This is a genomic window from Marinobacter sp. DY40_1A1, from assembly GCF_016597815.1.
GTDB classification, from domain to species: Bacteria; Pseudomonadota; Gammaproteobacteria; order Pseudomonadales; family Oleiphilaceae; genus Marinobacter; species Marinobacter xiaoshiensis.
The window spans coordinates 403,932-430,594 of record NZ_VCHA01000003.1; the positions used below are offsets into that span (position 1 = coordinate 403,932).

27 protein-coding genes and 2 tRNA genes are annotated in these 26,663 nt (G+C 54.3%); 14 read left to right on the forward strand and 15 right to left on the reverse strand.

Annotated elements, in window-relative coordinates; genetic code table 11:
- Positions 1–7 precede the first annotated feature (7 nt).
- Positions 8–1,483, forward strand: a complete 1,476-nt coding sequence (gene amn / locus FFI61_RS10285; RefSeq protein ID WP_200370205.1) for an AMP nucleosidase — start codon at positions 8–10, stop codon at positions 1,481–1,483.
- Positions 1,484–1,496: 13 nt separating this feature from the next.
- Here amn and FFI61_RS10290 read toward each other — a convergent pair whose 3' ends face one another.
- Genes FFI61_RS10290 through FFI61_RS10315 form a run of 6 tightly spaced genes read right to left on the reverse strand, consistent with a single transcriptional unit; the run spans position 1,497 to position 6,107 of the window.
- Positions 1,497–1,922 carry a secondary thiamine-phosphate synthase enzyme YjbQ gene (locus FFI61_RS10290; protein ID WP_200201994.1) on the reverse strand — a complete coding sequence of 142 codons (426 nt, stop codon included), beginning with the start codon at positions 1,920–1,922 and terminating at the stop codon, positions 1,497–1,499.
- A 15-nt stretch (positions 1,923–1,937) separates the two neighbouring features.
- Positions 1,938–3,002, reverse strand: a complete 1,065-nt coding sequence (locus tag FFI61_RS10295; protein ID WP_200201995.1) for a succinylglutamate desuccinylase/aspartoacylase family protein — start codon at positions 3,000–3,002, stop codon at positions 1,938–1,940.
- Positions 3,003–3,005: 3 nt separating this feature from the next.
- Positions 3,006–3,911, reverse strand: coding sequence for a 30S ribosomal protein S6--L-glutamate ligase (gene rimK / locus FFI61_RS10300; protein ID WP_200201996.1), 906 nt, complete (start codon positions 3,909–3,911; stop codon positions 3,006–3,008).
- Complete coding sequence (locus FFI61_RS10305; RefSeq protein WP_200201997.1) at positions 3,908–4,405, reverse strand: ATP-dependent zinc protease; 498 nt, start codon at positions 4,403–4,405, stop codon at positions 3,908–3,910. Before FFI61_RS10305 ends, rimK begins: the two co-directional genes overlap by 4 nt.
- Positions 4,386–5,246 (reverse strand): mechanosensitive ion channel family protein, encoded by an 861-nt coding sequence (locus FFI61_RS10310; protein WP_200202116.1) that lies wholly within the window; start codon positions 5,244–5,246, stop codon positions 4,386–4,388. Before FFI61_RS10310 ends, FFI61_RS10305 begins: the two co-directional genes overlap by 20 nt.
- Before the next feature lie 51 nt (positions 5,247–5,297).
- A complete protein-coding gene (locus tag FFI61_RS10315; protein ID WP_200370207.1) occupies positions 5,298–6,107 on the reverse strand; it encodes a hypothetical protein in 810 nt (269 codons plus the stop codon).
- A gap of 156 nt (positions 6,108–6,263) precedes the next feature.
- On the opposite strand from FFI61_RS10315, the gene phrB reads away from it, so the two are divergent.
- Entirely contained in the window at positions 6,264–7,682 is a 1,419-nt protein-coding gene (gene phrB, locus FFI61_RS10320; RefSeq protein ID WP_200370216.1) for a deoxyribodipyrimidine photo-lyase, read from the forward strand.
- 117 nt (positions 7,683–7,799) lie between these two features.
- Here phrB and FFI61_RS10325 read toward each other — a convergent pair whose 3' ends face one another.
- The 6 genes from FFI61_RS10325 to hemA form a co-directional block, all read right to left on the reverse strand.
- Complete coding sequence (locus FFI61_RS10325) at positions 7,800–8,414, reverse strand: DUF2931 family protein (protein WP_200370219.1); 615 nt, start codon at positions 8,412–8,414, stop codon at positions 7,800–7,802.
- A gap of 16 nt (positions 8,415–8,430) precedes the next feature.
- Complete coding sequence (locus FFI61_RS10330; protein ID WP_200370225.1) at positions 8,431–10,296, reverse strand: phospholipase effector Tle1 domain-containing protein; 1,866 nt, start codon at positions 10,294–10,296, stop codon at positions 8,431–8,433.
- 115 nt (positions 10,297–10,411) lie between these two features.
- Positions 10,412–11,161, reverse strand: coding sequence for a molybdopterin-synthase adenylyltransferase MoeB (locus FFI61_RS10335; protein ID WP_200370227.1), 750 nt, complete (start codon positions 11,159–11,161; stop codon positions 10,412–10,414).
- Positions 11,151–12,017, reverse strand: coding sequence for a peptide chain release factor N(5)-glutamine methyltransferase (gene prmC / locus FFI61_RS10340; protein WP_200370230.1), 867 nt, complete (start codon positions 12,015–12,017; stop codon positions 11,151–11,153). The genes FFI61_RS10335 and prmC overlap by 11 nt, the downstream gene beginning before the upstream one ends.
- On the reverse strand, positions 12,010–13,095 hold the full coding sequence (gene prfA, locus FFI61_RS10345; protein WP_200202002.1) for a peptide chain release factor 1: 1,086 nt from the start codon (positions 13,093–13,095) through the stop codon (positions 12,010–12,012). Before prfA ends, prmC begins: the two co-directional genes overlap by 8 nt.
- Positions 13,092–14,381 carry a glutamyl-tRNA reductase gene (gene hemA / locus FFI61_RS10350; protein WP_200202003.1) on the reverse strand — a complete coding sequence of 430 codons (1,290 nt, stop codon included), beginning with the start codon at positions 14,379–14,381 and terminating at the stop codon, positions 13,092–13,094. Before hemA ends, prfA begins: the two co-directional genes overlap by 4 nt.
- Before the next feature lie 246 nt (positions 14,382–14,627).
- Here hemA and FFI61_RS10355 point away from each other — a divergent pair, with 246 nt between their 5' ends.
- The 8 genes from FFI61_RS10355 to ychF all read left to right on the forward strand — a co-directional run bounded on the left by FFI61_RS10355 (position 14,628) and on the right by ychF (position 21,628).
- Positions 14,628–16,382: a tetratricopeptide repeat protein gene (locus FFI61_RS10355; protein WP_200370239.1), complete on the forward strand. Its 1,755-nt coding sequence runs from the start codon at positions 14,628–14,630 to the stop codon at positions 16,380–16,382.
- A complete protein-coding gene (gene lolB / locus FFI61_RS10360) occupies positions 16,382–17,017 on the forward strand; it encodes a lipoprotein insertase outer membrane protein LolB (protein WP_200202005.1) in 636 nt (211 codons plus the stop codon). The genes FFI61_RS10355 and lolB overlap by 1 nt, the downstream gene beginning before the upstream one ends.
- Positions 17,014–17,877: a 4-(cytidine 5'-diphospho)-2-C-methyl-D-erythritol kinase gene (ispE, locus tag FFI61_RS10365; protein WP_200370241.1), complete on the forward strand. Its 864-nt coding sequence runs from the start codon at positions 17,014–17,016 to the stop codon at positions 17,875–17,877. The genes lolB and ispE overlap by 4 nt, the downstream gene beginning before the upstream one ends.
- 19 nt (positions 17,878–17,896) lie before the next feature.
- A tRNA-Gln gene (locus tag FFI61_RS10370) sits at positions 17,897–17,971 on the forward strand.
- 52 nt (positions 17,972–18,023) lie between these two features.
- Positions 18,024–18,974 carry a ribose-phosphate pyrophosphokinase gene (locus FFI61_RS10375; RefSeq protein ID WP_200202007.1) on the forward strand — a complete coding sequence of 317 codons (951 nt, stop codon included), beginning with the start codon at positions 18,024–18,026 and terminating at the stop codon, positions 18,972–18,974.
- 185 nt (positions 18,975–19,159) lie between these two features.
- Positions 19,160–19,807, forward strand: coding sequence for a 50S ribosomal protein L25/general stress protein Ctc (locus FFI61_RS10380; RefSeq protein ID WP_200370353.1), 648 nt, complete (start codon positions 19,160–19,162; stop codon positions 19,805–19,807).
- Between the two features lie 21 nt (positions 19,808–19,828).
- Positions 19,829–20,422, forward strand: a complete 594-nt coding sequence (gene pth / locus FFI61_RS10385) for an aminoacyl-tRNA hydrolase (RefSeq protein WP_200370243.1) — start codon at positions 19,829–19,831, stop codon at positions 20,420–20,422.
- 114 nt (positions 20,423–20,536) lie between these two features.
- The gene (ychF, locus tag FFI61_RS10390; RefSeq protein WP_200202009.1) at positions 20,537–21,628 is read left to right on the forward strand and encodes a redox-regulated ATPase YchF; all 1,092 of its coding nucleotides are present in this window, start codon (positions 20,537–20,539) and stop codon (positions 21,626–21,628) included.
- Here ychF and FFI61_RS10395 read toward each other — a convergent pair.
- Both FFI61_RS10395 and FFI61_RS10400 read right to left on the reverse strand, forming a co-directional pair.
- Positions 21,618–22,382, reverse strand: a complete 765-nt coding sequence (locus tag FFI61_RS10395; protein WP_200370246.1) for a pseudouridine synthase — start codon at positions 22,380–22,382, stop codon at positions 21,618–21,620. The two genes, ychF and FFI61_RS10395, sit on opposite strands and share 11 nt — an antisense overlap.
- A 9-nt stretch (positions 22,383–22,391) precedes the next feature.
- A complete protein-coding gene (locus FFI61_RS10400; protein WP_200202011.1) occupies positions 22,392–22,775 on the reverse strand; it encodes a nuclear transport factor 2 family protein in 384 nt (127 codons plus the stop codon).
- Positions 22,776–23,038: 263 nt separating this feature from the next.
- Between FFI61_RS10400 and FFI61_RS10405 the strand changes: the two genes are divergently transcribed.
- Together FFI61_RS10405 and FFI61_RS10410 are read left to right on the forward strand one after the other, a co-directional pair.
- Positions 23,039–23,115 (forward strand) — tRNA-Met (locus tag FFI61_RS10405).
- Positions 23,116–23,199: 84 nt separating this feature from the next.
- Positions 23,200–23,634: a PACE efflux transporter gene (locus tag FFI61_RS10410; RefSeq protein WP_200202012.1), complete on the forward strand. Its 435-nt coding sequence runs from the start codon at positions 23,200–23,202 to the stop codon at positions 23,632–23,634.
- Here FFI61_RS10410 and FFI61_RS10415 read toward each other — a convergent pair.
- The gene (locus tag FFI61_RS10415; RefSeq protein ID WP_200202013.1) at positions 23,628–23,960 is read right to left on the reverse strand and encodes a DMT family transporter; all 333 of its coding nucleotides are present in this window, start codon (positions 23,958–23,960) and stop codon (positions 23,628–23,630) included. The two genes, FFI61_RS10410 and FFI61_RS10415, sit on opposite strands and share 7 nt — an antisense overlap.
- Positions 23,961–24,121: 161 nt before the next feature.
- Here FFI61_RS10415 and FFI61_RS10420 point away from each other — a divergent pair, with 161 nt between their 5' ends.
- On the forward strand, positions 24,122–25,399 hold the full coding sequence (locus FFI61_RS10420; RefSeq protein WP_200202014.1) for an O-acetylhomoserine aminocarboxypropyltransferase/cysteine synthase family protein: 1,278 nt from the start codon (positions 24,122–24,124) through the stop codon (positions 25,397–25,399).
- Positions 25,400–25,554: 155 nt separating this feature from the next.
- Positions 25,555–26,598, forward strand: a complete 1,044-nt coding sequence (gene lipA / locus FFI61_RS10425) for a lipoyl synthase (RefSeq protein WP_200202015.1) — start codon at positions 25,555–25,557, stop codon at positions 26,596–26,598.
- Positions 26,599–26,663: the final 65 nt, after the last annotated feature.

The window sequence follows — 26,663 nt, forward strand, 5'->3', positions numbered from 1 at the left end:
GCATGTCGTGACACTATCCAGTGATGATGATTTTATTGTAGTGACCACCCCTGAAGCGGCAGTTGATCGCCTTGCCGCCCTGTACGAACAAGCCACAAGCGCACTGCGCTCGGCGCTGCAGCAGTACCTTGTTGACCGCCAGCTTCCGCAGGACTCCCACTGCGCCTTTCGCTATCCCGAACTGCGACTGACTTATCGAGCTCAAGGCGAGGCACCCAGCAGCATACGTGCTTACGCGCGGCTGCAAGAGCCCGGCGTTTACAGCATTACGGTGACTCAGCCAGAGGCCTTCAGGCGTTATCTGGAGAGCCAACTGAACCATATTATGAGGGACTTCACTGTTGTTCTGGAGGTGGGTTGGAGCCAGGTCAACATTCCCTACCCTTATGTTGTTGAGCAAGGCGACGAGCTGGGCTCTTCGGGCATCACTGCCCGCGAACTTTCCCAGGTATTTCCGAGTACCGATTTGTCCGCCACCAGCGATGGCACCGCCGACGGCCTGCACGACTGGCAAGCGCTTGAGCAATTGCCGTTATCCCTGTTTGATGCCGCGCGAACGGATTTTTCATTACGCCGGCTTGTGCATTACACGGGCAGCGACTGGAAGCATGTGCAGCCATGGATATTGCTGACCAACTACCATCGTTATGTTGACCAGTTTATTCGCCATGGGCTGGATATGCTGCAGGGCAACTCACGCTTTCAGAGCATGGTATTGCCCGGAAATGTGGTGATTGAACGGGGTATGCCCGCAGATGAAATGCAGGCGCTTGTGGACTCAGTGGTCTGGCACAGGTTCCAGATGCCAGCCTACCATCTGAAGGCCGCCGAGCCCGGCCAGGGTATTACCTTGGTAAACATTGGCGTGGGGCCTTCCAACGCCAAAAACATTACCGATCACCTCGCTGTAACGCGCCCGCACTGCTGGCTGATGATTGGCCATTGCGGTGGACTGCGGCAGTCGCAGGTCATTGGTGACTATGTGCTGGCCCATGCCTATATGCGCCGCGACGGCATTCTTGACCGGGTACTGCCACCGAATATTCCTCTACCTGCGTTAGCCGAAGTGCAGCAAGTGTTGCAGCAGGCCGCGGCAGAGATAACCGGTGACGAAGGTGACACCCTCCGGCGGCGACTGCGTACCGGTACGGTATTAACCTACGATGATCGTAACTGGGAACTGCGCTGGGCCCAGGAGCGCTCACAGATCAACCTGGCCCGCGCTATCGCGGTCGATATGGAGAGCGGCACCATCGCTGCGCAGGGTTATCGGTTCCGCGTACCTTACGGCACCTTGCTATGTGTCAGTGACAAACCACTGCACAGCGAGATCAAGTTACCCGGGGCAGCCGGAGCTTTCTACGAGAGTGCGGTTACCCAACATTTGCATATCGGCATCCGCGCTCTGGAACTGATGCGCAGTGAGCGTTACACACTGCACTCGCGCAAGCTGCGTAGCTTTGACGAGCCACCGTTCCGGTAAATACGAGTCGCGGCTACCAGCGCCCCTGCAGCGTAGCCACAATCCGACGGCCATCGGCTTTATCTCTGTGCTCACAGAGATAAAGCCCCTGCCAGGTTCCCAGCGCCAGGCGCCCATGGTTAACGGGCAAGGTGAGCGACGGGCCAATAAGAACGTTCTTGATATGGGCCGGCATGTCGTCTGGCCCTTCTAATACATGCTCATAGTGCGGCGCCCTTTCGGGCACCATCACATTGAAGTGACGCTCCAGATCTCCGCGCACGTCCGGGTCAGCGTTTTCGCTTACCGCCAGCGAAGCCGATGTGTGCTGGATAAACAGGTGCAGCAGCCCCACTTCGCAGTTGGTCATGTCCGGTGCCTGCGCGAGGATTTCATTAGTTACCAGATGAAACCCTCTGGGCAAAGGCGCCAGGTCAACGAATGTCTGATGCCAGATCATGGCAGCTCCTTCGGTTTATTTCTGCAGTTCATCCCATGGGTGCATGGGCACAACTGCTTCACTCACTTCCGTCTCAAATGAGCTGCGGAAGTAATCCATAGCCTTCTCTGCTTCGTTAAGCTCGTCAAATCGGGCTATGTGATAAATGGCTTCACCTTCGTTAACCAACGGCAAATTGTTTACACAAATAACAATGCCTGAGCAAGGTGACACAATCGCCGTTTCGGATTCGCCAAAGGGATCCGCCACCATGGCCAGCTTCTGACCTTTACGCACTTTCTGGCCAAGCTTTGCCACCGGCCGCATGATGCCATCAATCTCTGCCCTCACCCATTGGGAGCTGGCCGCAATTTCCGAGCGTTTTTTCAATGTTGCGCGCCCCTTCCGTGGCGGAACCATTTCGAGTTCGCGCATCACTCGCATCACACCTTTTACACCACTACCGATAACCACATCGTCAAAGCGCAAGGCTTCGCCGCCTTCATAGGTAATAACGGGGATATCCAGCGAGTCAGCATAAGCACGCAAACTGCCTTCCCGGAGGCCTGCATCAATAATCACCGGTGCCGCAAATGCTTCCGCCATGCGTGCAGTTTCGGGGTTCTTCAGCTCAGCCCGCACCTGCGGCAGGTTGAAGCGGTGGATAGCGCCCGTGTGCAAATCGATAATATGCGTCACGTGCTCCATTATTTGTGTGCGCAGAAGGTAAGCAATACGACCGCCAAGGGAGCCTCTTTCGCTACCAGGAAAGCAGCGGTTCAGGTCGCGCCTGTCAGGCAGGTAACGGGTACGGTGCACAAATCCAAAGATGTTCACGATGGGCACGGCGATCAAGGTTCCGCGCAAATTGCGAAGCGCCGAATTGGTGAGCACACGGCGCACAATTTCCACACCAGCGATCTCATCACCATGTATGGCGCCACACACCATGAGTACCGGGCCATCGCGGCGCCCATGTACAATTTCCACGGGTATATGCAAAGGCGTGTGGGTATAAAGCTTCGCAATTGGAATTTCCACTTGTTGCCGGGTACCAGGCTTTACCTGCACTCCAGCCATCTCAAAGGGCGCTCGCGCCATCGATTATCCTCTGCCTTTGGTTTTGGTGCGCCAGGGCGCTTGGTTTTTTTCAATCCAGTTCAAAATCATGCCCGCTACGTTTTTGCCGGTAGCGTTTTCTATACCTTCCAATCCCGGTGAGGAGTTAACTTCCATCACCAGCGGCCCACGGCTTGAACGCAGCAAATCCACACCCGCCACGTTCAGGCCCATGGCTTTTGCGGCGGTAATGGCCGTTTTGCGCTCCTCCGGCGTGATACGAACCAAAGAGGCACTGCCCCCACGATGCAAATTGGAGCGGAACTCACCCTCGGCACCCTGGCGCTTCATAGCGGCAATAACCTTGTCGCCAATCACGAAGCAGCGAATATCTGCACCGCCAGCTTCCTTGATAAACTCTTGCACAAGGATGTCGGCCTTGAGGCCCATGAAGGCTTCAATCACACTTTCCGCCGCGGTGCGGGTTTCCGCCAGCACAACACCAATACCCTGAGTGCCCTGCAAAAGTTTGATCACCACGGGCGCACCACCCACCATTTTCAACAGTTCGGGCACGTTGTCCGGCTTGTTGGCAAAACCGGTTATGGGCATACCCACGCCTTTACGGGCCAGCAGCTGAAGAGAGCGCAACTTGTCTCGCGAACGAGTGATGGCAACCGACTCGTTCACCGGGAAGGTTCCCATCATTTCAAACTGGCGCAGAACCGCTGTGCCATAGAAGGTAACGGATGCCCCGATTCGGGGAATAATCACGTCGAAATTTTCCAGCACTTCTTCGTGATAGTGAATTTTCGGGTTGGCGGATGTGATGTTCATGGAACAGTGCAGGCAATCAATCACCTTCACTTCATGGCCACGGTTAACGCCTTCTTCCACCAGACGACGGGTTGAATACAAATGCCGGTTACGGGACAGAACTGCAATTTTCATTTTTCAGGCCTTAAAGCCGGTTCCCCGGCGAGATAGGAAGCTTCAGGATATATCATGGATCGGCCCTCCATCGCGGTGCGTCCAATCAGCATACGAAACCGCATGGTATCCCGGTTCGTGAGCGTCATTTCAACGGGCCAGCTTTGGCCACCAATCACCAATGTAGTTTCAATCACCAGTCGCAGCTCTTTATGGCCGCCGGAATCCGTTACTTCACGCTCATCAAGCACACGAGCGTCGCATTCCACAACCTGGTGCATATCGTTCTGAACCGGGTGCACCCAAAACCGCACTCGACGCTCGCCATCCTGTGTGTAGGGCTCCGTCCGAAAAGTATGGAGGCACGAGGTACGCGCACCCGTATCCACTTTTGCCTTGATGCGGTTAATATCCAGATCAGGTAGCGCCACCCACTCCCGCCACCCCAGGCTGATTTTATTTTCAGCAGGTATCGGCTCCACGGTTTTGAGGGCTTCAACTGTCTTTTTGGACATCCAATTGTTCCTTTTCAGTGACTTTTTCCGGCGCCATTAATTGCACCCGGAACGGCTCGGAGTGGCTGCCAGCATAGATGCTGGTATGAGGGAAAGGTATCTCTATACCCGCCTTATCCAGCGTTTTCTTTATAGCAACGAGCATACCGCTTTTACCTTCAAGCACCTTGTCTTTGGGTACCCAGAAAGAAAACTGCAAATCTATCGAGGACGGGCCAAATGCGGTAACCAGCACCAGGGCTTTGGGCTCCTCCAGACAAACAGGATTCTTTTCTGCCAGCTCCAGAAGTAGCTTTTCTACCTTCTCAGCATCTTCAGCATAGGCAATACCCACCTGAAGGTCGATTCTGCGAATAGGGAAACGTGAGCGGTTAACAACAGGCGTCTTGATCAAGGTTTCATTGGGAATACGCACATAAAGGTTATCCCGGGTGCGCAGTTTTACACTCAGCATATCGATTCCCACCACTTCACCCATGGTTTTTTCCACCTCAATGAAATCGCCAATTTCAAAGGGCTTTTCAACAAGCAGGAACAAACCGCTGATCATATTTGAGGCAGACGTTTGCGATGCAAAACCAATGGCCACAGTCAGAATACCGGCCGCGCCCAATACCACATCCAGCGAGAACCCAGCCTCCCTGAGCGCCGCAACGCCAAACAATAAAAAGATAACGTAGAACACCAGCCGCCGAACCATAACGGTGTGGTGCCGGGAAGTGCGCTTGGCCATCACCTTTGACACACTGCGCGCTGCCAAGGATGCGAGAACAATACCCAGCAACATCAAAAAGCCAGCGCTGATCCACTGCCCCCAAGCTATATCGGTAAACACACTCATTGCCCCTGTTTTCAGCTCTTCAGTCACAGCTGTTACCCCGTTGAATGCGCATCAGCCAAACACCCGGTCAATAGCTCGTACCAGCCGCCCTTTGGCTGGTTTCTCCCGGGCTGGAGCCACTTTCACGCACGGCCCGGCCGCCACGAGCAAAGCTTCATCCACATGCAGACTTGCAGAGTTCATATCCGTTGCCACTTCCACTACCACACCGGGTGTCCATAACTGGCCTCGCTCATTCAGATGCAATGACAGCAATGGCGTAGGCAAGCTGAAGCGCTCCAATACCAAAGGCTCTGTTCTGCGGTTAATGATGGTAACCGGAGTAGTTGCTCGCCACGGCCGTTTCGGCAAGGCATCCAACACCAACCGACCAAAACTTGACGACGAATAGCACAGTTCACCTTCCATCGTATTCCTGCCCACCCAGGTAAATGAGGGTGCCGCCAGCGGTACTTCAGTAAGGAGAGTCTGGCTCGCGCCGGCGCATATTTTCATCCAGACAACGGTTCCCACGTAAATAGTACAGCGTGCGCCGCCAGGGATGGTTAGCGGATGATAGGGGCGAATGACGGTTGGAAGGTTAGCCACCGCAGGTATAAAAGTGACCACTGACGAATCTCCTTGCCTGATAAATCGCTGCAGAGATACGCTTGTTTGCGGCAGTTGGTGGCCTATGGATTCTGTCCAGCCCACCGGGTCAGTCTCGGGCGCCCGTGTTTCAGAACGCACCTGCCATTCCTTATCCAGAAGTGTAACCCACACCCGAACATGCCCAAGCTTGTGATGCTGGGTTTGGCCAGAGGCCAGCTCGTAGGGCTGAGCCCATACGCCGTCGCGCCGACTGTCAGTTTGTGTGCTCATGAACGCTATAATTCTCCAACGAATACGACCACGAAAGTTGTGACGACTATAATCCAATCAGGGGCCTCGGGCGAATATCTAACTAAGTGATTTTATTGCCTCAGTGCGATGTAATTACCCCTACTCCAAACGCTTCAACCCGAAACGGAATAACCCATGACACAACTGGTATGGTTCAGGAACGACCTGCGAATTGCCGACAACCCAGCCCTTACCGCTGCCTGCAAAGACTCTGGCAAAACGGAAGGCCATTCAAACGTTCGCGCCTGCTTCATCCTCACACCGGTTCAATGGCAGGAACACGACTGGTCGCCTGCACGGGTACAGTTTGTTGTTGCACACGCAAATGCACTGGCGGAGGAACTGGCAAAGCTGGGTATACCACTCAGTTTTATTTACGCCGAGCGCTTCTCTGACAGCATTACTGCGTTAGAAAGCCACTGCTGTGAACACGGCGTGCGCCAGCTTCACTTCAATGAAGAGTATGGCATTAACGAGCGCAAGCGCGACAAAGCTGTGAAGCAACGCTTTGATGAGCAGGGCATAGCCACCTGCAAGTATCGAGACCAGACCGTAGCGCCGGTGGGTGAAATACTGACTGGCCAAGGTGAGCCCTACTCTGTATTCACCCCCTTCTCCCGTCGCTGGCGCACTTGGATTGATGAAACCCAGCCAACGCTGTACCCGGCGCCCATAGCACGGGGCGATGCGATTCAGCCGGAACGCATCGCAAGCATTCCTGAGGGTTTTGAAAACGCACCGCCAGCACTTGTAGGAACAGGCGAAGACGCCGCGCACTCTCAACTGGAGAGCTTCCTGAGTGAACAGGGCGGTGCCTATAAAGACCAACGAGACTTCCCTGCCCTTGATGGCACCAGCCAGCTCTCCCCTTACCTGGCCAACGGCGTACTCTCCGGCCGCCAGTGCCTGATCGCAGCAAAACAAGCACAAGGCATGGGAGGCAATCAGGAAGGCTTCCTGACCTGGATAAACGAAATTGCCTGGCGGGATTTTTATATTCATACGCTGTACCACTGCCCCCGAGTGAGCATGCACCGCGCATTCAAACCAGAAACTGAAGCACTGGAATGGAACGACCCAGGTGAGCACTTCGAGGCATGGAAATCCGGCAACACCGGCATTCCTCTCGTTGATGCCGCCATGCGCCAGCTCAATCAAACCGGCTGGATGCACAACCGGTTGCGCATGGTGACAGCCATGTTTCTGACCAAAAACCTGTTTATCGACTGGAGGTTGGGCGAGGCCTACTTCATGTCCAAACTGGTGGATGGCTTCCTGGCCTCCAACAACGGCGGCTGGCAATGGAGTGCCTCTACCGGCACAGACGCAGCGCCTTACTTCCGAGTGTTCAACCCGGTGACTCAGAGTGAGCGCTTTGATACGAAGGGGGAGTTTATTCGCGAGTGGGTGCCTGGGCTGGCAAAGCTGGATAACAAACGCATCCACGATCCATCGAAAGGTGGAGTTATCCCCGGCGGATACCCGAGGCCAATTGTTGATTTGAAGGAAAGCAGGAAGGAGGCAATAGCAAAGTTTCAGGCACTAAAAGACTAGACCGGAAAAATCAGCGGCGGGCGTGTCAACGCCCGCTAAAACCGAGAGTTAAACTGTAGCTTGGATTTGGTATCTGATGCATTGTGGCCAACAGGCAGGGCGCCTGATCAAATGAGCTCACCACCCATCCAGCTTGATGCCGTGCTCTTTTAGATATTCACCCTCTCTTTCCAAGTACTCATTTACCCATAGAGAGTAGTCCGACTCCTTGTTGGTTATAGGTTTGGCTTTGTATCGCCCAACCTCGACAGCGTTTTCCCCGCGATTCATAATCCAGAGCACAACAGTGCCACCCGGCGCTAAACCCAGCACAAGTGTATCCCGGGGGCGCTCAACCATCTCTCCGTATCGCTCAAACGGCGCAACTTCCTTCATCAATTCTTCAATCTCACCCGCGTTTTCAAGCTTTATTATAGCCTCGTAGTATTGCTGCTCTGCGAACGAAAACCACCGTATCAGGAACAGCTCAGGTGTTGTTTGCCATTCTGCACGAGAAAGTGGGGGGCTTTTCCAGCAACAACGAACACCTCCAAAAGGCCGGCGCCAACCTATATCTTCTGACAAAGATTCTATAAAGAACTTATCCACCCAGACATCGTAATGCCTCGGAGCCACAACACCGATACTCCGATAGGTGGAATTCGGACCGGGCAGAGATCCATCGGGAACCGTTTGTTCTGAGCACCCAATCAACACGGAAATACATAAGGTGAGTACAACGCTTTTCATCATGGCAGTTCCCATTAGCTCACTTACTCTCGTTCGGATGCACGGCGCGCTGGCCATATTTGGTGGGCCGGAAGGGATACAGCGGCCCCAGCCTCAGGTAATGGTCGGAATGGTGAATATAGCGTTGCTTCAGCAGCGCTCTGGATTCCGGAGGTATTAGCAATTCGCTGCCTTGCAAGACGTTTGCAGCGAGGTTTCTGGCAATAGGCTTTAGTTCCTCTGGCAAAGAAAAGCCTTGTACTTGCGGGTTGATAGACTCGAAGGGCACACCTGCCTCCACAGCCAGGGTGTGCATAAGGTAAAGAGGAATGCGTGAATATTCGCCACGAATCTCTCGTTCCAACCACAGGCGAAGCGTAACATTACCCCCTGGCAAGCCACGAGCGCGTTTCTGCTCAATCTTCAGAGTGGCCAGGCGATTAAGCTCCCCAATCCAGCCCTCACTACTAATCAGTGCGCGATCGTGCAACATGCGTGAGAACTCAAAGCTGGCTTCAGGGGTGCGACGGTCTTTCCCTTCAACCACTAGAGGCGGACGGACTTCAATACGCTCTTGAAAGCGATCCGGGTATCCGCCCCCAATATCGGAATGCGCCCCCGGAAGCACCCATTCACCGAAATGCTCAGGCAACTTCCCCGATTCGTCCCTGAGACTGTTGAGAGAGAAATTGTGCCTGCGCTCATCACGGGCAACAAATTGCACGGCTCGCCCGACATGCTCGGGCTTTACGTTGGTGTTGATGCGTCCCGTATCGGCATCGTGAGCGGAAAAGTCCAGATTTTCCAGATCAGCAACCGCCGCAACAGTATCGAACAGGCCAAGAAAACGAACGGTGACCTTGTTCGGCCAGAGAAGCCCCTCCCGCTCGAAAGCTCTGACCAGCCTCCCCTTATACTCTCCGTACAAAGAGCCGGTTGTGTCATATATCTCCCGATTTACGAAATGCCGGGCCGTTGCCGCCCCGCGGCTGAAGCCAAACACATCGAGAACCAGTTCGTTAATTGACTCCGGAACGAGTTCACCAACCGCTAGTGCCAATTCGCTGGAGCCCTCCTCTATTTTTTTGAGTATGCCTTGCTCGCCCAAGCCAAGCCCCATACTCGGGCTGTAATCAGGCTCACCGGTTTTAGTACCGACGCCAGACACATAAGTCGACAGCCTGACTATGGTCTCGCCATTCTCACCTTGGGTACCAGTTCGCTGATACAGGTTTTCAAGCTTGGACACATTAGTTTCGGCATTGAGGTAGCTACCCTCCATAATCTGCGACAGCTCACTACTGCAGGCTTCTTCCGACATGGCTCCGGCGGCATTTGCAGTAAGGCAGTCGTCCATTTGCTGTTGATAGGCCTGGGTGTTGTTGCGGTTATTACCTGTGCCGTCAAAAAAGATGCCGACCTCAACCCGGATCCTGGGAGGACGATCTTCTTCGGATGGTTCAGTTGATGATTCGTCCGACAAACCTTCGTCTATCAACGCGCCTTTCTGGGCCGCTTTTCGTACAAATCCCTGGGGGTTGCTGTCCAGTAGTTCTTTTGCGGCTGGTGTCAGCTGGCCTTTGTCATCGAGTGCATCGGCTACCGCGAAATCGACAACGGGTGCGGTGTTGGTGGTAAAGCCGAGAATGACCCGAGGGTTACCCTTAACGATCGAGCCGCCATGGCTGGTAGAGCTACCAAGGTGCGCTAAGGGCATACCATCGGCCAGCGCCAGCGGATAGCCTTGGGTAATAACGGCACCGCAGCCGGTAACGTCGCCAACCCGGGCAACAGATTTACCTTCAACAAGAATGCTTGAGCCGTTTGGCATTATGGGGGAGGAGCCGTGCCCGGGAATCGGGCAGACATGCTGATCGCCCACGCAGGCGACAATCAGATTGCTCATAATCAGAGTTCCTTTCCTTTATAAAGCAGCGTCCTGGCCACTTTTGATCAAATACTATTCTAATTAAGCAAGGTTAACATGGCTGTCGGCGCTCGCCGACTCATTCCGATCTCGCCTACTCAGCCCCACAAACCGGACAATCAGGATCCCTTGCAAGCTTCATTTCTCGCCACTGCATTTCCCAAGCATCCAGAATCAGCAGCCTGCCCACAAGCGGTGTACCCACACCTGAAAGCACTTTAATGGCCTCCATCGCTTGAACAGAGCCAATCATGCCAACGAGCGGCGCAATTACACCGGCTTCAGAACAAGTCAGATCTTCATTACCCTGCTCAGGGTATAAACAGTGGTAACAAGGAGATTCGGGATTCCGGCTATCATATACGCTGACCTGGCCTTCTCCGCGAATCGCCGCCCCTGAGATCAATGGAACACCCGCCGCCACACAAGCACGGTTAAGAGCAAACCTCGTGGCAAAATTATCCGAGCAGTCCAAAGCCAGGTTGGCTCCGGCCACTTCCCGCTTAAAACCATCCTGATCAAGGCGACGATTCACTACAGAAATAGACACGGCCGGATTAATGCTGCGCACTCGGGCGGCCAGAGTCTCTGCTTTGGACTCGCCAATCTGTGCGGTTTCAAACGCTATCTGCCGCTGCAGGTTAGGCAACTCAATAACATCGTCATCTACCAGCGTTAAATGGCCAACACCTGCCGAGCCCAAATAAAGCGCAACCGGGCAACCAAGGCCGCCCGATCCAACGATCACAACGCGGGCAGACTTTAGTGCCTGCTGACCCGCAATATCAAAACGGGGCATCAATATTTGGCGACTGAAACGCAGGAGTTCTTCATCACTGAGCATGGTGTGCTCCATATCGGGGCCATTGCCCCAGTGTCATGCGGTCGTTGCCGCCATAGTCTTTCCGGCTCTCCACCTTAGCAAACCCACGGCTGGCGAGCAGCCCTTGAACAGCTTCAGCCTGATCATATCCGTGTTCCAGAAGCAGCCAACCCCGGGCATTCAGCCAGGCAGGCGCTTCCGCAACGATCAGGCGAATATCATCAAGGCCGTCCGCTCCGGATACCAGCGCAGAGGCAGGCTCAAAACGAACATCTCCTTCATCCAGATGGTGGTCGTCGGAAGCAATGTAAGGTGGGTTGGAAACAATCAGATCAAAACTGCCCGCGGGCAATCCGGCAAACCATCGGCTCTGGAAAACCTCTACCGGCAACTTCAGATGGCGGGCATTTGCCTGAGCTAATTCCACAGCGTCTTTCATCAGGTCGCAGGCGCTGACAACCCAGCCCGACCGCTCACTGGCCAGCGCCAGAGCTATGGCACCAGTGCCGGTACCAAGATCAACCACTCGGGCATCATCCGGTAGGGGCAACTCCAGCGCTTGCTCAACCAGGCATTCGGTATCCGGACGTGGAATAAGAGTGCTCTGACTTACGCTTAGCGGGAGGGACCAGAACTCCTGGTGGCCCAACAGGTAGGCCACTGGCATTCCCTGCACACGCTGGCGCACAAGATCGTCGAATTCAGCTGCGAGGCGGGGCTCGATTTCACGCTCGGGAAAAGCACGAAAGCCAGAACGGCCAACACCCGTTACGTGATCAAGAAGCAACTCGGCATCAAGCCGGGGCGTATCTCCGGCGATGCGGCGCGCTGCATCGCTCAGCAACGCTTCGCAGGTTAGTGAAGGCTTACTAGTCATCGGAAAGCGAGGCCAGAAGCTCCGCCTGATGCTCTTGCTGTAGAGGCACAACCACGGAATCCAGATCCCCGGCAATCACATCATCAAGCTTGTATAGCGTGAGGTTGATGCGATGGTCAGTTACCCGGCCTTGGGGGAAATTGTAGGTGCGTATACGCTCGGAACGATCCCCGCTGCCAACCAGGCTTTTTCGGGTTTCTGCCATGGATTGCTGGTGGCGCTCAGTTTCGACGTTCTGCAGCCTTGAGGCCAGCAGACTCATAGCCTTGGCACGGTTTTTATGCTGCGAACGCTCTTCCTGGCACTCCACCACTATGCCGCTGGGCAAGTGCGTAATCCGGATGGCCGAGTCGGTTTTGTTTACGTGCTGACCGCCAGCGCCTGAGGCACGGAAGGTGTCCACGCGCAGGTCGCCCTTGTTAATCTCAACGGCTTCCGCCTCATCGGCTTCCGGCATAACTGCAACGGTACAGGCAGAGGTATGAATACGGCCCTGGGATTCGGTTTCCGGCACCCGCTGAACCCGGTGCGCACCCGATTCAAACTTCAGTGCGCCGTAAACAGCGTCGCCGGCAACCCGGGCAATTATTTCCTTGTAACCGCCATGCTCACCTTCATTCTGGCTCAGCACTTCAATCTGCCAGCGGCGACCCTCAGCATAGCGGCTGTACATGCGAAACAGGTCACCGGCAAAAATGGCTGCTTCATCACCACCCGTTCCCGCGCGGATTTCCAGAAACACGTTTTTACCATCGTTTGGATCTTTTGGCAGCATCAGGCGCTGCAGCTCCTGATCCAGCTCTTCGGTTTTCTGCTCGGCAAGCTCAAGTTCTTCTGCGGCCATCTCCCGCATGTCGGCATCGCCGTCTTTCGCCAGTTCTTTTGCCTCATTTATGTCGTCCAGTGAGCGCCTCCACGCCTGAAAGCACTGCACTACAGGCTCAATCTCGGAATACTCCCGCGATAATTCCCGAAATTTGTCCTGTTTGGCGATGGTTGCAGGATCGCTGAGCAAAGCGCTCACCTCCTCGTAGCGTTCGACTAGCTGCTCGAGGCGGGACTGTATGGATGGTTTCATATTTTTTCCGAGGTGGTCGTCGCGTCTACTTCCAACACATCAAGCTGGTGCAGCTCTCTAAGCCATTCAGTCACCTCGGTTCGCCCTTCGGTGGTGGCCTTGCGAACCTGTATCGAAGGTTCGTGCAGGAGTTTGTTTGTAAGGCCTCGCGCCAGGCTGCGCAATGCTGTTTCGGGATCACCGCCATTACGCAGGGCGCGCAGGGCCTTTTCCGTTTCTATGTCTCGCAACAGTTCCGCACGCTGGCGGAACTGTTTCAGTGTGGAGACCGCATCCAGTGCCCGGAGTTGACTGAGAAACTCCTGCACACCGTCAGCAATAAGGTTTTCCGCTTCACGGGCAGCGCCCTCCCGGGTACGGATGTTCTCTTCGATTACCTGGCGCAGGTCATCAACGGTGTAGAGATACACATCCGCCAAAGATGCCACTTCCGGCTCGATATCCCTCGGTACGGCAATATCTACCATAAAGAATGGCCGGTGCTTGCGCTTTTTCAACGAACGCTCCACCGCACCCTTACCAAGAATCGGCAGAGGGCTGGCAGTGGATGAAATAATAATATCTACGTCTGCCAGGTAGTCAGGAATTTCAGAAAGCACAATGCCACGACCACCTCTGGTCTCTGCCAGCGCCTGAGCCCGTTCAAGAGTGCGGTTAGCCACAATAAAGTTTTTAACGCCCGCATCTGCAAGGTGTCGTGCAACCAGCTCGATGGTTTGACCCGCACCAATCAGCAATGCCTTGTTTTTAGACATGTCAGCAAAAATGCGATTCGCCATGCTCACTGCAGCATACGCAACTGAAACAGGGTTTTCGCCAATTGCCGTTTGTGTGCGAACACGCTTTGCTACGGTGAACGTTTGCTCAAACATGCGAGAAAGAAAAGAACCGCTACCGCCGTGTTCCCGGGCCAGCGCATAGGCATCCTTTAATTGGCCAAAAATCTGCGGTTCACCCAGAACCATGGAATCCAATCCGGCAGCAACTCGCATCATATGCCGCACGGCATCCGCGTCGCGGTGGATATACAGAACCTCTTCCAGCTCCGCAGCATCCAGATCGTGAAAGCCCGCCAGCCAGCGCAAAACCAGAGGCGCGCAGTCGTCGTCACCTGCCAGATATAACTCGGTGCGGTTGCAGGTAGAAAGAATGGCAGCCTCGCTGGCGCCTGATGCCGCCCGCAACTCTGCAAACGCCTCTGACATACGCTCAGGCGTAAACGCGACTCGCTCCCTTAACTCAACGGGGGCGGTGCGGTGATTGATTCCCAGCGTTAGCAATGCCATTTCTTGGTTCTACAATCCTCTACCAATAAACTGTGTGCATGAGCACCACTGTGAATGCATTTTAGCGGTCTGAGCCTTCAGCTGCCACCCATAACCACTAACGCTTCGGGAAGTGCGGACAGGTTGGGCAAGAACAGGAGCTTATGCCATTATAGGGAATCGGCGCACACCGGTCCCGACTCAGCTCAAAAAAGAGAGTGTTCCGGGCTATTCAGGGCGCGTAGTCAATAATTCACAGGAAGTTGCATGTACAAATCCGCACCGCTTTTGGTTACCTGCCTGCTTGGCCTCTCACTGGCAGGTTGCGCCAGCATAACCGGTTCCGGCCACTCATCCGTTGCTGATGAAAAGACTCCCACGCAGGAAGATTCCAGAAAGGCCAGTAGCGAGCCGCCTGTAGAGTACGCAGACTTTGAGCCGGAAACACTGTATTTACTGCTTTCAGCTGAAATCGCAGCGCAGCGGGGTCGGTACGACGTTACTTTGGTCAACTACCTCCGGGCAGCCAAACAGTCCAGAGACGCCAATGTGATTGAGCGTGCCATGCGCATTGCGCAGTCGCTCAATGGCGACAACGCGCAGAAGCAGCTCGCAGAACTCTGGCTCGAGATAGACCCAAACAATCTGCAAGCACTTCGAGTCTCTGCCATTCAGGCGGTTAAACGGAATGAGCTCGAATCCGCACTGGGTTACATGGAACAAATCCTGAACCAGGGCGAAGATGCAGACTTCGACAGCCTTGCAGCCATGGCTGGTAACCTGCCACCGGAGCAACAGCAAGAGCTGATTGCTCTCTACAATGAACTGGCAAACCGTCATCCCGGCACGCCTGAGCTGGAGTACAGCATCGCCCTGCTGCTGAAAATTGTCGGCAACCCGCAGGCAGCCCTTAGTCGCCTCGAACCCCTGCTAAAGGAAGAGCCCAACTTTCTACCGGCCATCATCCTCAAGGGCGACCTTCTGTACCAGAGCGACAGAGAAACAGAAGCGCTTGAACACCTTATGGTTAACACTCGCCGCTTCCCGGCCAGCCGTCAAATGGGCACCTTGTATGGGCGCATGCTGATCAGTGAAGGGGAGCTGCAAGCCGCCCAGGACGAGTTCAACCGATTGGTAACACGCTATCCGGACAACCCTGGCCTGCGCTTGTCGCACGCACTTGTCGCACTGGAAAACGGTCAACTGGAGCTGGCGCAAGAAGAGTTGAACCTGCTAGCCGATCAGGGGCACCACACCAGCGAAGCCAACTACTATCTGGGCAGAATAGAGGACGAAGCAGGGAATACGGAACAGGCTATCGGCTATTACCAAAGCGTGGATGAAGGCAACTACTACTTCCCAGCCATTGCGCGCGCCAGTGCCCTGTTAACCGCGGAGGGCAGGCTAAACGAAGCACTGGAAGACATCCGCTCCATGCGCAGCGCCAACCCGGCACAAGCTGAAAATTTCTGGCTACTTGAGGTCAACCTGCTGCTTGACCAAAAACTTCAAGAAGAAGCGATAGAGGCCGCCACCAGCGCACTTGAAGACTACCCGGAAAACCTCCAGATTCGCTACGCCCGAGCCATGCTTTTCGATGCCCTGAGCCAGCCCGAAAAGGCAGAAGGCGATCTCAAGCTGATTATTGAAAACGACCCCAAAAACGCAGTCGCGCTTAATGCGCTTGGCTACATTCTGGCCACCCGCACTGACCGCCTCAGCGAAGCCCGTGGCTACATTGAACAAGCCCTGGAACTGGACCCGGAAAACCCGGCCATTCTCGACAGCATGGGTTGGGTTCTGTTTCAGGAAGGCCAGATTGAGCCCGCACTCGAATATCTATCCCGCGCCTGGGAAGCATTTCCTGACCCGGAAGTTGCTGCCCACTACGGCGAAGCATTGTGGATGAGTGGTGCTGAAGAGCAGGCACAAATAATATGGAAAGAAGCGCTTGAGCAGGACATGCAGCACGATGTGCTGAGGGAAACCATCGATCGGCTGACCAACACTGGTGAGCAGTAATGCGTCAGGCATTTCGCTCATGGGTAGCCATACTGTTTATGGCGGGCCTAAGCGCCTGTAGCACCATCCAGCTGGAGCCACTACCGGAGGGGATGACAGACCAGCCTCCACCCGACTGGCAAGACCGCTCAGCGAAACTGGTGCAGTTTGATCACTGGCAACTATCAGGCAAACTGGCAGTGCGCCAACCAACAGACAGTGGCACAGCTATCATTAACCACTGGATCCAGGAAGGCGAGGCATACGACCTGGCCCTGTCGTCCTCGTTCCTGGGAATGGGCAGCACACAGCTTAAGGGCGTTCCGGGTTTTATCGAGCTCACCCTCTCCAACGGAGAAACCTACCGCTCCGGAGATCCGGATTCGCTACTGGAGGCAGCCACGGGATGGCAACTGCCACTTGAAAGCCTGGCTTGGTGGATACGCGGCCTGCCAGCGCCAGCAGGTGATTTCCGCCTACTGTTCGATGCCCGTGGTGAGTTGGCCATAATTCGCCAGGACGGCTGGGAAATACGCTACGATCGCTGGCACGAACTGCAAGACGACACACCCGCCCTACCCGCCAGAATCACAGCACTGAAAGACAGCAAACGCGTGCGGCTTGTTGTCAGCGACTGGCAGGACCTGAACCCGTGACCAGATCAATCACCCTTCCATCCCCAGCCAAACTGAACCTCTTTCTGCACATTGTCGGCCGGCGCGAGGATGGCTATCACGAGCTTGAAACACTGTTTCAATTCCTCGACTACGGCGACGACATTACCCTCCGCCTGACATCTGGGCAGCCAGGAATCCGCCTTGAGAATCCGATCCCCGGCGTTCCGGACGAAGACAACCTGATCATAAGGGCTGCCCGCGCCCTTGCAACAAAGGCGTCAGGCGAGCTACCAGGCGTTAGCATCAGCATTAACAAACGTCTGCCCATGGGCGGAGGCCTCGGCGGAGGGAGTTCTAACGCAGCTACCACTCTGTTGGGGTTAAACCGTCTCTGGGAACTGCAACTGGACCTCGATGAGCTTGCGGAAATCGGTCTTGCCCTCGGCGCAGACGTGCCCGTTTTCGTTCGCGGCCATGCCGCTTTCGGCGAAGGCGTCGGAGAAAAGCTAACTCCTGCTTTCCCGCCAGAAGACTGGTTTTTGGTTCTGAAGCCGGCCTGCGACATCAACACCGGAAAGATATTTTCAGAACAAGGGTTGACAAGGAACACCCCGAAGATGACAATAGCGCCCGCTTTTGAGGGAGACGCCTCGAGGTACCGAAATGACTGTGAAGATGTGGTTAAAAAACTATATCCTGAAGTCAAGCAGAGCATGGACTGGCTCACAAAATTCGGACCTGCAAGATTAACCGGAACCGGGGCTTGCATATTTGGACGTTTCCCTACAGAATCCGCAGCCCGGATCATCTGGGAAAGCAAACCTTCCGGCATCACCGGGTTCGTAGCTAAAGGGGTGAACATATCACCACTCCACCAAAAGCTGACAGAGCTAGAATGATGCCGAAAAAGCACGATACTGGGGTGTCGCCAAGTGGTAAGGCAACGGGTTTTGATCCCGTCATGCGCAGGTTCGAATCCTGCCACCCCAGCCACCTTTCTCCCGCTTCTTCTGACTCAACCTCCGAAAACGAGAAGGATGCCGTCGTGTCCAAATTGATGATTTTCACTGGCAATGCCAACCCCGAGCTTTCTCACGCTATCGCTAAAAAACTCCACATTCCGATGGGAGAAGCCACTGTAGGCTGCTTCAGCGATGGCGAAACTACCGTCGAGATCAACGAAAACGTTCGTGGTCACGACGTATTCATTATCCAGCCCACGTGCTACCCAACCAATGACAACCTGATGGAACTGATCATGATGGCCGACGCCCTGCGCCGCGCCTCTGCATCACGCATCACGGCAGTTATTCCTTATTACGGGTATGCTCGCCAGGATCGCCGGGTACGTTCCAGCCGCGTTGCCATCAGCGCCAAAGTTGTTGCAGACATGATCTCCAGCATCGGCGTCGATCGCGTATTGACGGTAGACCTGCACGCTGACCAGATTCAGGGCTTCTTCGATGTGCCGGTAGATAACATCTACGCCACACCCGTTCTGCTCGATGACATCGAAAAGCAACGGTTCGAGAATTTTGTTGTGGTATCACCAGACGTAGGTGGCGTTGTGCGTGCCCGGGCTATTGCCAAGCTACTGGATGATGCCGACCTGGCCATTATTGACAAGCGTCGCCCCAAGGCCAACGTTTCTCAGGTAATGCACATTATCGGTGATGTTGCAGACAAGACCTGCATCCTTGTGGACGACATTGTCGATACCGCAGGCACCCTGTGCAAAGCTGCAAACGCATTGAAAGAGCGCGGTGCAACCCGTGTGGTGGCTTATATCACTCACCCCGTCCTTTCCGGCCCAGCTATCGAAAACATCAACGCGTCAGTAATTGACGAAGTTGTTGTATGCGACACTATCCCGCTGGGTGACAAAGCGAAGAACTGTGCTAAAATCCGCCCCCTCAGCATGGCCGGACTACTCGCAGAATCCATTCGTCGCGTAAGCAACGAAGAGTCGATCAGCGCGCTGTTTGAGAACGCCTGAGTAGATTGCTTGCGGTAACACGCTGATATAACGCAAGTTACCGACAGCTTTCATCAAGATACCGAGTCGGGAGCCCCACAAGGCTCCCGACTCTTTTAGTCAGCCGGAAAACCCGGCTTTTCGAAAATATCATCTGTCCAAACGCCTGGTCGCGGGCAGTTCAGATGACGATTGAGGTAAAAACCATGTCTCAGGACTTTGTTATTGAAGCATTTCCTCGTGACGACAAGGGGAAAGGTGCGAGCCGCCGCCTGCGTCGCGAAGAGCGTAAAATCCCAGCCATCATTTATGGTGCTGGCAAAGAAGCTACTCCGATTTCCATCTGGCACAACGAGCTGAAAAAAGCTCTGGAAAACGAAGCCTTCTTCTCTCACATTCTGACCATTGAACTGAATGGCAAGAAAGAAAGCGTCATCATCAAAGACCTTCAGCGGCACCCGTACAAGCTGCTGCTCTCTCACGCCGATTTCCAGCGCGTTGAGAAAGACCAGGAGATTTTTGTTCACGTTCCTCTGCACCTGTTGAACGAAGATACAGCTCCTGCGATCAAGACCTTTGGTGGCGTTGCCTTCCGTCTGATGACCGAAGTTGAGGTAGCTTGTCTGCCGCAAAACCTGCCTGAATTCATCGCCATCGATATGGCCGATGTCGAGATGGACCAGGTTATTCACATGAGCGACCTGAAACTGCCAGAAGGCGTTCGTATCCCGGCGCTGCAGCACGGCGCAGAGCACGACCAGGCTGTTGTGTCTGTCAGCAAGCCGAAAGGCGTCAAGTCTGACGATGCCGAAGACGAAGCAGCAGAAGGCGAAGAAGGCGAAGATAAGGAGTAATTACTCCGGAGGCGTTGGCAGATGGCACAGGATATTGTCATGGTGGTTGGGCTGGGTAACCCCGGTCCGGACTACGAGAATACCCGCCATAATGCCGGCGCCCTCTTCGTTGAAGCACTGGCCCGCGAAGCGGGTCAGTCGCTCCGCCCCGAAAAGAAATACCACGGGCACTATGCCCGCATTCAGTGGCAAGGCCTTGAGCTCCACCTGCTGAATCCCGCTACTTTCATGAATCGCAGCGGCCTTTCTGTAAAAGCACTCGCAGACTTTTTCAAAATCTCTCCCGGTCAGATACTGATTGCTCACGACGAGCTGGATCTCCCTCCCGGCACCGCCAAGCTTAAAAAAGGCGGAGGACACGGTGGCCACAACGGTTTGAGAGACACTATAGCCCATCTGGGCACCAACGAATTTCAAAGACTGCGAATTGGAATCGGCCACCCTGGCGATAGCCGCAAGGTTACCGGTTACGTCCTTGGCCGTTTAGGCAAGCGTGAAACGGAAGACCTGAACGAGGTGTTCAATGAAACCATGCGGGTGTTACCCGATGCAGTTTCTGGCAACCTCGCAGCCGCCATGAACCGCTTACACAGCTTCAAACCAACTACCGCCTGAGTCTGCCAGAGACCACTTCAGGCTAATCTACCAGTCCTGATTTCCCTCACTCGCACCCTTTGGCGTACACCGGTATAATCCGGCCAAACTTTCCAGTACCAGCAGAGGCATTCCATGGGTTTTAACTGCGGCATCGTCGGCCTACCTAACGTCGGCAAATCCACCCTGTTCAACGCACTGACCAAAGCAGGCATTGGCGCGGAAAACTTCCCGTTTTGCACCATTGAGCCTAACGCTGGCGTCGTCGCCATGCCCGACCCCCGGCTCGACAAATTGGCGGAGATCGTTAAGCCCCAGCGCACCGTACCCACAACCATGGAGTTTGTGGACATAGCCGGCCTGGTTGAGGGCGCCTCCAAAGGTGAAGGCCTGGGCAACCAGTTCCTTGCCAACATACGCCAGACCGAAGCCATTGCACACGTGGTACGTTGTTTTGACGACCCCAACGTCATTCACGTCGCCAACAAAATCGATCCGGCGGCAGACATCGAGATCATCAATACCGAGCTTGCCCTGGCCGATATGGACACCGTAGAAAAGGCCATCAAGCGGGTTCAGCGGATCGCGAAGGGCGGCGACAAAGAAGCCAAAGCTCAAATCGAGATTTTCGAACGCCTGCTGCCCGTGCTGAACGAAGGCAAGCCAGTGCGCGGCATGGGGTTGAACAAAGACGAACTCCTGCTGATCCGCGAACTGTGTCTTCTCACAATCAAGCCAACCATGTATATCGCCAACGTGAGCGAAGACGGCTTCGAGAACAACCCGTACCTCGATACAGTGCGTGCAATCGCGGCAGAAGAAAACGCCGTTGTAGTACCAATCTGCAATAAAATTGAAGCAGAAATCTCAGAACTGGAAGATGACGAAAAGAGTATGTTCCTGGGTGAGATGGGAATGGAAGAGCCAGGTCTTGACCGGGTTATCCGTGCCGGCTACAGCCTGTTAGGCCTGCAGACCTACTTTACGGCAGGTGTGAAGGAAGTACGGGCCTGGACCGTTAGAATCGGCGCTACGGCCCCACAAGCCGCTGCAGTGATTCATACAGACTTTGAGCGAGGCTTTATCCGCGCCGAAATCATCGGCTATGAAGATTTCGTGAAATACAACGGCGAAGCCGGGGCAAAAGAAGCCGGAAAATGGCGCCTGGAGGGCAAGGAATACATTGTTCAGGACGGCGACGTCATTCACTTCCGCTTTAACGTTTAATCCTGGCCGGGCTGTCAAACTGGTGTTTGGCAGCCCTGACACCCAAACGGCTCAACTCTTCTTCCGTTAACGGCCTGCTACTCCCCTCTGCAAGCTGTTCCCCTTCGCCTTCAAGGGTGATACTCCCCACAGAAACCCGGTGAAGCGCCAATACCTGATTCCGAAAATGACCAAACATCCGCTTAACCTGATGGTACTTGCCTTCAACCAGCGTAAGCCTGGCCGTGTGCTCTGACAGTATTTTCAAACTTGCAGGTCGCGTTGTGATGCCTTCATAAGCGAAGTAAATACCTTCCCGAAACGCAGCCACATATTCTTCACTGAGCGGCTTGGAAAGAGACACCTCATAGGTCTTTTCCAGTTTCGTTTCAGGCAAACTTATCTTTCGCGACCATGCCCCATCGTTGGTCAACAGCACCAACCCCGTCGTATTAAGGTCGAGACGCCCAACAATGTGCAACTCATTCTTCCGAGGGTGTTCAATAAGGTCCAGAACGGTCGAGTGCTCAAGGTCTTTCGTCGCGCTGACAACCCCTCTGGGCTTATTCAGCATCAGGTAAACGGGTTTGCTGTCGTTCAGGCATTGGCCATCCAGTACAACGTGGGTGAACTCAGTCACTCGCTGCTGCACTGAACTGGCCAAACAACCATCCAGAATTATTCGCTTTTGGGCAACCAACAGGCGGGTATCCGAAATCGAGAATTCGCTATTCCGGCTAATATAGCGATCCAACCGGTAAGTCTTCGACTTCACGACAATCCCTTATAAAGGGTTTGCTGAAGGCAGGTTACCGCCCAGCATATTCTCAACCACGGCCGCATTATAGAAAGCTTCAACCGTGTGGATTTTGTCACCTTCAACACGGAACCAGACCGCAAGCCGTACATCGCCAATCGGTTGGAAATGAGTTTGGTAGTCCAGGATTGCAAACACGTGTTCACCGTCAGCACTGAGTTGACGAACAATCAAGTCCTTCTGGATGGCAGCCATTCCGAACTGGTAGGAAAGCATGTCATCACGATTAAGGAATCGCATGTTTGGCCCCACATATTCAAACCCCTCAGGAGCCAGCAAGCTCTTAGCCTCATCAAAACGCTGAGCCTGGATATAAGCAATAAACTGCGCCACTAGTTCTTTTGGTTGCATAGTTAGGTTCCACTTCTGAGATGAGGTCGTCCGACAATCACCTAATAATACACGTTATTTTGCAGATTCACCTGAATCCCGGCCCACAGATAATATCCAGATGTGGTTTTGCACACATAAAACCCTCAGGCCATTGTTTTACAATGCCTAAAACCCAATCCCCTCCCACAAAAAAGCAGTTATTGATCGGGATTTGCCTGTTAGCTCTTGACACTTCGCCTCTGCGTACATAACATACGCGCCGCTTCCATTGGTGAAGTGATGGCAAGGTAGCTCAGTTGGTTAGAGCACAGCACTCATAATGCTGGGGTCGGCGGTTCAACTCCGCCCCTTGCTACCAGTATTCGAAAAAGGCCGCGATTAACGTCGCGGCCTTTTTTTATTTCCGGGCAATATAAGCACCCAGCTTCTGTGGAGATTCATCATGAGAACCACTGGCGACAGAATCCGGCAAGCTGTTTCTTTTGAAGTCATCGGGCTGCTCATTTCCGTTCCCCTCGCAGCCTTTGCCTTCGGTTACTCCCTTGAAAAAACCGGCGTGCTCGGCCTTATCGGGGCAACGCTTGCCACCATATGGAACTACATCTTCAACCTAGGCTTTGACCACGCACTCAAGCGGTTTACTGGCTCAACACATAAATCCCTGAAGCATCGCCTCATTCATGCGGTTTGTTTTGAATCAGGCCTATTGATCGCTTTCCTGCCAATTATCGCCTGGTGGATGGGTATAGGCCTGCTGGAAGCGCTTCTTGTTGACGTCTCTTTTGCACTGTTTTATCTGGTGTATGCCTTTGTTTTTACCTGGTGCTACGACACCATTTTCCCCGATACGGATGCAGAGACGCCTCCCGGTCAGTGAACTCCTGTCCGGGACAGAACATTCAACACAAACACACCAGAGATAATCAGCCCCATACCAACCAGTCCCCAGGCATCCAGCTTTTCTCCGAACACTATCCAGCCCACAGCCGCAATAAGCACGATGCCAAGCCCCGCCCAAATCGCGTAGGCGATACCGACCGGAATCGTGCGCAAAGCCAGCGAAAGCAGATAAAACGCCAACCCGTAGCCGAAAACAACGATTAAAGACGGCGCCAGCCGGGAAAACCCCTCACTCGCTCTAAGCGCAGAAGTGGCCACAACCTCCGCCACTATAGCCACCCCCAGCAGAACCCAACTATTCATCAGCCATACCCTTCACTCTCAATGGTTTATCGCCCTGTCGGGCCTGCATATTATGTTCAGGCATGCCACGATTGCATACCGTTATAAACCCCGCCAAATCTATATGGCATACTGACGCCCTAAACCAACAACGCCAACCATCCATTCGCAAGGAAGTTACTATGAAATTCGAGACGATTGCCCTTCACGCCGGATTCAAAGGCGATCCGACCACAAAAGCCGCAACCACACCGATCTACCAGACTACGTCCTACACGTTCGACGACACCCAGCATGGTGCAGATCTGTTCAACCTGAAGGTTGCCGGCAATATATACACCCGAATCATGAACCCGACCAACTCGGTACTTGAAGAGCGCATGACTGCTCTTGAAGGCGGCGTAGGCTCTCTTGCAGTTGCCTCTGGCATGTCTGCCATCACCTACGCCCTGCAAACCATCTGCCGGGTTGGCAACAACATAGTAAGCACCAGCCAGCTGTATGGCGGCACCTACAACCTGTTTGCACACTCACTGCCGAACCAGGGCATTGAATGCCGTATGGTTGCCCACGACGACTTTGATGCAGTTGAAAAAGCCATTGATGACCAGACCCGCGCACTGTTCTGCGAGTCCATCGGCAACCCTGCTGGCAACGTGGTAGATATTGCACGCTGGGCCGAAATCGCTCACAAACACGGCATTCCGCTGATTGTAGATAATACCGTAGCAACACCCTATATCTGCCGCCCTTTCGAGCATGGCGCAGATATCGTTGTGCACTCCCTCACCAAGTACATCGGTGGTCACGGCACAACCGTAGCCGGCATTATTGTGGATTCTGGCAAGTTTGACTGGAAGGCCAACGGTGCCAAGTTCCCGATGATGAACGAACCAGACCCCTCCTATCACGGTGTGGTTTACACCGAAGCCTTGGGTGCTGCTGCGTTTATCGGCCGCTGCCGCGTTGTGCCACTGCGCAACACCGGCTCTGCACTTTCCCCATTTAACTCCTTCCTGATCATGCAGGGCTTGGAAACGCTGGGCCTACGCATGGAGCGCCACTGCGAGAACGCTGAGAAGGTTGCCAACTTCTTGCAAAATCACCCTGCTGTTGAATGGGTAAACTACGCTGCGCTGGAAAACAGCCCCTATAAAGCCACCTGCGACAAGATCTGTGGCGGCAAAGCGTCCGGCATTGTGAGCTTCGGCATCAAAGGTGGGCGTGAAGCAGGTGCAAAGTTTATTGATGCGTTGGATCTGATCTACCGTCTGGTGAACATTGGTGATGCCAAGTCACTGGCTTGCCACCCGGCCACCACTACTCACCGCCAGCTAAACGCCGAAGAGCTCAAAAATGCGGGTGTAAGCGAAGACTTGGTGCGCTTATCTATCGGCATTGAGCACATTGATGACATTCTCGCGGATGTTACCCAGGCACTGGAAAAAGCCCAGGCTTAATCAGATTCAACCAAATGCCTCCAACCGGGTACGACGAAAGTCGTGCCCGGTATGCCCTCATTACACCCCGTGATTGCCCTTACCTGCCTTGTAACTGCCCTGCCAGCGGATTATTCTCTAAGGATACCCAAGCCTTAACCAAGAGTTCGGTTGCAATGAGCGAAAGCGCTAAGCCCCGCGTCACCAGTGGTTCCAAATTCCGTAATGAGCATGGCTTTTCGGCTATCAAAGATGGCCAGAAGCGCTCGGCAAACCAGGAGCCCATGTCAGTTGAGCGCAAGCCCAGCTGGCTGAGAGCCAAAATGCCTGGTGGGGAACGTTTTGAAGCTGTGCGAAAAAACGTCACTGAAAACCGGCTTAGCACTGTATGCCAGGAGTCCCACTGCCCCAACATAGGCGAATGCTGGACCGCCGGCACGGCAACTATCATGGTGATGGGGTCTGTGTGCACTCGCGCCTGTCGCTTCTGTGCTGTAGACACCGGCAACCCCAACGGCTGGCTGGACAAAGACGAGCCGGAAAACACTGCCAAGTCTGTTGAGCTCATGGGCCTGCGTTACATTGTACTGACCTCTGTAGACCGAGACGACCTGGATGATGGAGGTGCTGCCCACTACGCTGCCTGTGTTTCGGCCATCAAAAAACGCACACCGGAAGTCGCTGTAGAGGCGTTAACGCCGGACTTCGATGCGGTAATGACTGATGTAGAGAAGGTACTGGACTCCGGCCTTGAGGTGTTTGCGCAGAACGTAGAAACCGTAGAACGGCTGACACGCCGGGTGCGCGACCCTCGTGCAGGCTATGAGAAGACGCTCAGTGTGCTGGCCCATGCCAAGCAATACCGGCCAGACGTGCTCACCAAAACCAGCCTGATGCTCGGCTTGGGCGAGACCCACGAAGAAATCCTGGCCACCATGGACGACCTGCGTGAGATTGGCGTAGATATCCTCACTCTGGGCCAGTACCTGCGCCCAACGCCAAACCATCTGCCCGTAGAGCGCTATGTGACTCCGGAAGAGTTTAATCAGTACCGAGACATAGGCCTGGAGAAAGGGTTTATGGAAGTACCCTCAGGCCCCATGGTGCGCTCCAGCTACCGGGCCGACAGGGTGTTCGACAAAAACAACCTGGGGCTTGCTGTCCCGGAGGTGCCTGCAGCCTCAAATGCACTGCAGATTCCTGTCAAACACGTCGAATAAGGCATTAACCGAAAGAAAGCACTACGCAAGCAATGCACACGGCCTTCTTGCCTTACCTATCGGGA

Coding starts and splice junctions, on each gene's coding strand:
- FFI61_RS10290 (WP_200201994.1), bottom strand. CDS start 1,922: ATGATCTGGCATCAGACATTCGTTGACCTGGCGCCTTTGCCCAGAGGG.
- FFI61_RS10295 (WP_200201995.1), bottom strand. CDS start 3,002: ATGGCGCGAGCGCCCTTTGAGATGGCTGGAGTGCAGGTAAAGCCTGGT.
- rimK (WP_200201996.1), bottom strand. CDS start 3,911: ATGAAAATTGCAGTTCTGTCCCGTAACCGGCATTTGTATTCAACCCGT.
- FFI61_RS10305 (WP_200201997.1), bottom strand. CDS start 4,405: ATGTCCAAAAAGACAGTTGAAGCCCTCAAAACCGTGGAGCCGATACCT.
- FFI61_RS10310 (WP_200202116.1), bottom strand. CDS start 5,246: ATGAGTGTGTTTACCGATATAGCTTGGGGGCAGTGGATCAGCGCTGGC.
- FFI61_RS10315 (WP_200370207.1), bottom strand. CDS start 6,107: ATGAGCACACAAACTGACAGTCGGCGCGACGGCGTATGGGCTCAGCCC.
- phrB (WP_200370216.1), top strand. CDS start 6,264: ATGACACAACTGGTATGGTTCAGGAACGACCTGCGAATTGCCGACAAC.
- FFI61_RS10325 (WP_200370219.1), bottom strand. CDS start 8,414: ATGATGAAAAGCGTTGTACTCACCTTATGTATTTCCGTGTTGATTGGG.
- FFI61_RS10330 (WP_200370225.1), bottom strand. CDS start 10,296: ATGAGCAATCTGATTGTCGCCTGCGTGGGCGATCAGCATGTCTGCCCG.
- FFI61_RS10335 (WP_200370227.1), bottom strand. CDS start 11,161: ATGCTCAGTGATGAAGAACTCCTGCGTTTCAGTCGCCAAATATTGATG.
- prmC (WP_200370230.1), bottom strand. CDS start 12,017: ATGACTAGTAAGCCTTCACTAACCTGCGAAGCGTTGCTGAGCGATGCA.
- prfA (WP_200202002.1), bottom strand. CDS start 13,095: ATGAAACCATCCATACAGTCCCGCCTCGAGCAGCTAGTCGAACGCTAC.
- hemA (WP_200202003.1), bottom strand. CDS start 14,381: ATGGCATTGCTAACGCTGGGAATCAATCACCGCACCGCCCCCGTTGAG.
- FFI61_RS10355 (WP_200370239.1), top strand. CDS start 14,628: ATGTACAAATCCGCACCGCTTTTGGTTACCTGCCTGCTTGGCCTCTCA.
- lolB (WP_200202005.1), top strand. CDS start 16,382: ATGCGTCAGGCATTTCGCTCATGGGTAGCCATACTGTTTATGGCGGGC.
- FFI61_RS10380 (WP_200370353.1), top strand. CDS start 19,160: ATGTCTCAGGACTTTGTTATTGAAGCATTTCCTCGTGACGACAAGGGG.
- pth (WP_200370243.1), top strand. CDS start 19,829: ATGGCACAGGATATTGTCATGGTGGTTGGGCTGGGTAACCCCGGTCCG.
- ychF (WP_200202009.1), top strand. CDS start 20,537: ATGGGTTTTAACTGCGGCATCGTCGGCCTACCTAACGTCGGCAAATCC.
- FFI61_RS10400 (WP_200202011.1), bottom strand. CDS start 22,775: ATGCAACCAAAAGAACTAGTGGCGCAGTTTATTGCTTATATCCAGGCT.
- FFI61_RS10410 (WP_200202012.1), top strand. CDS start 23,200: ATGAGAACCACTGGCGACAGAATCCGGCAAGCTGTTTCTTTTGAAGTC.
- FFI61_RS10415 (WP_200202013.1), bottom strand. CDS start 23,960: ATGAATAGTTGGGTTCTGCTGGGGGTGGCTATAGTGGCGGAGGTTGTG.
- FFI61_RS10420 (WP_200202014.1), top strand. CDS start 24,122: ATGAAATTCGAGACGATTGCCCTTCACGCCGGATTCAAAGGCGATCCG.
- lipA (WP_200202015.1), top strand. CDS start 25,555: ATGAGCGAAAGCGCTAAGCCCCGCGTCACCAGTGGTTCCAAATTCCGT.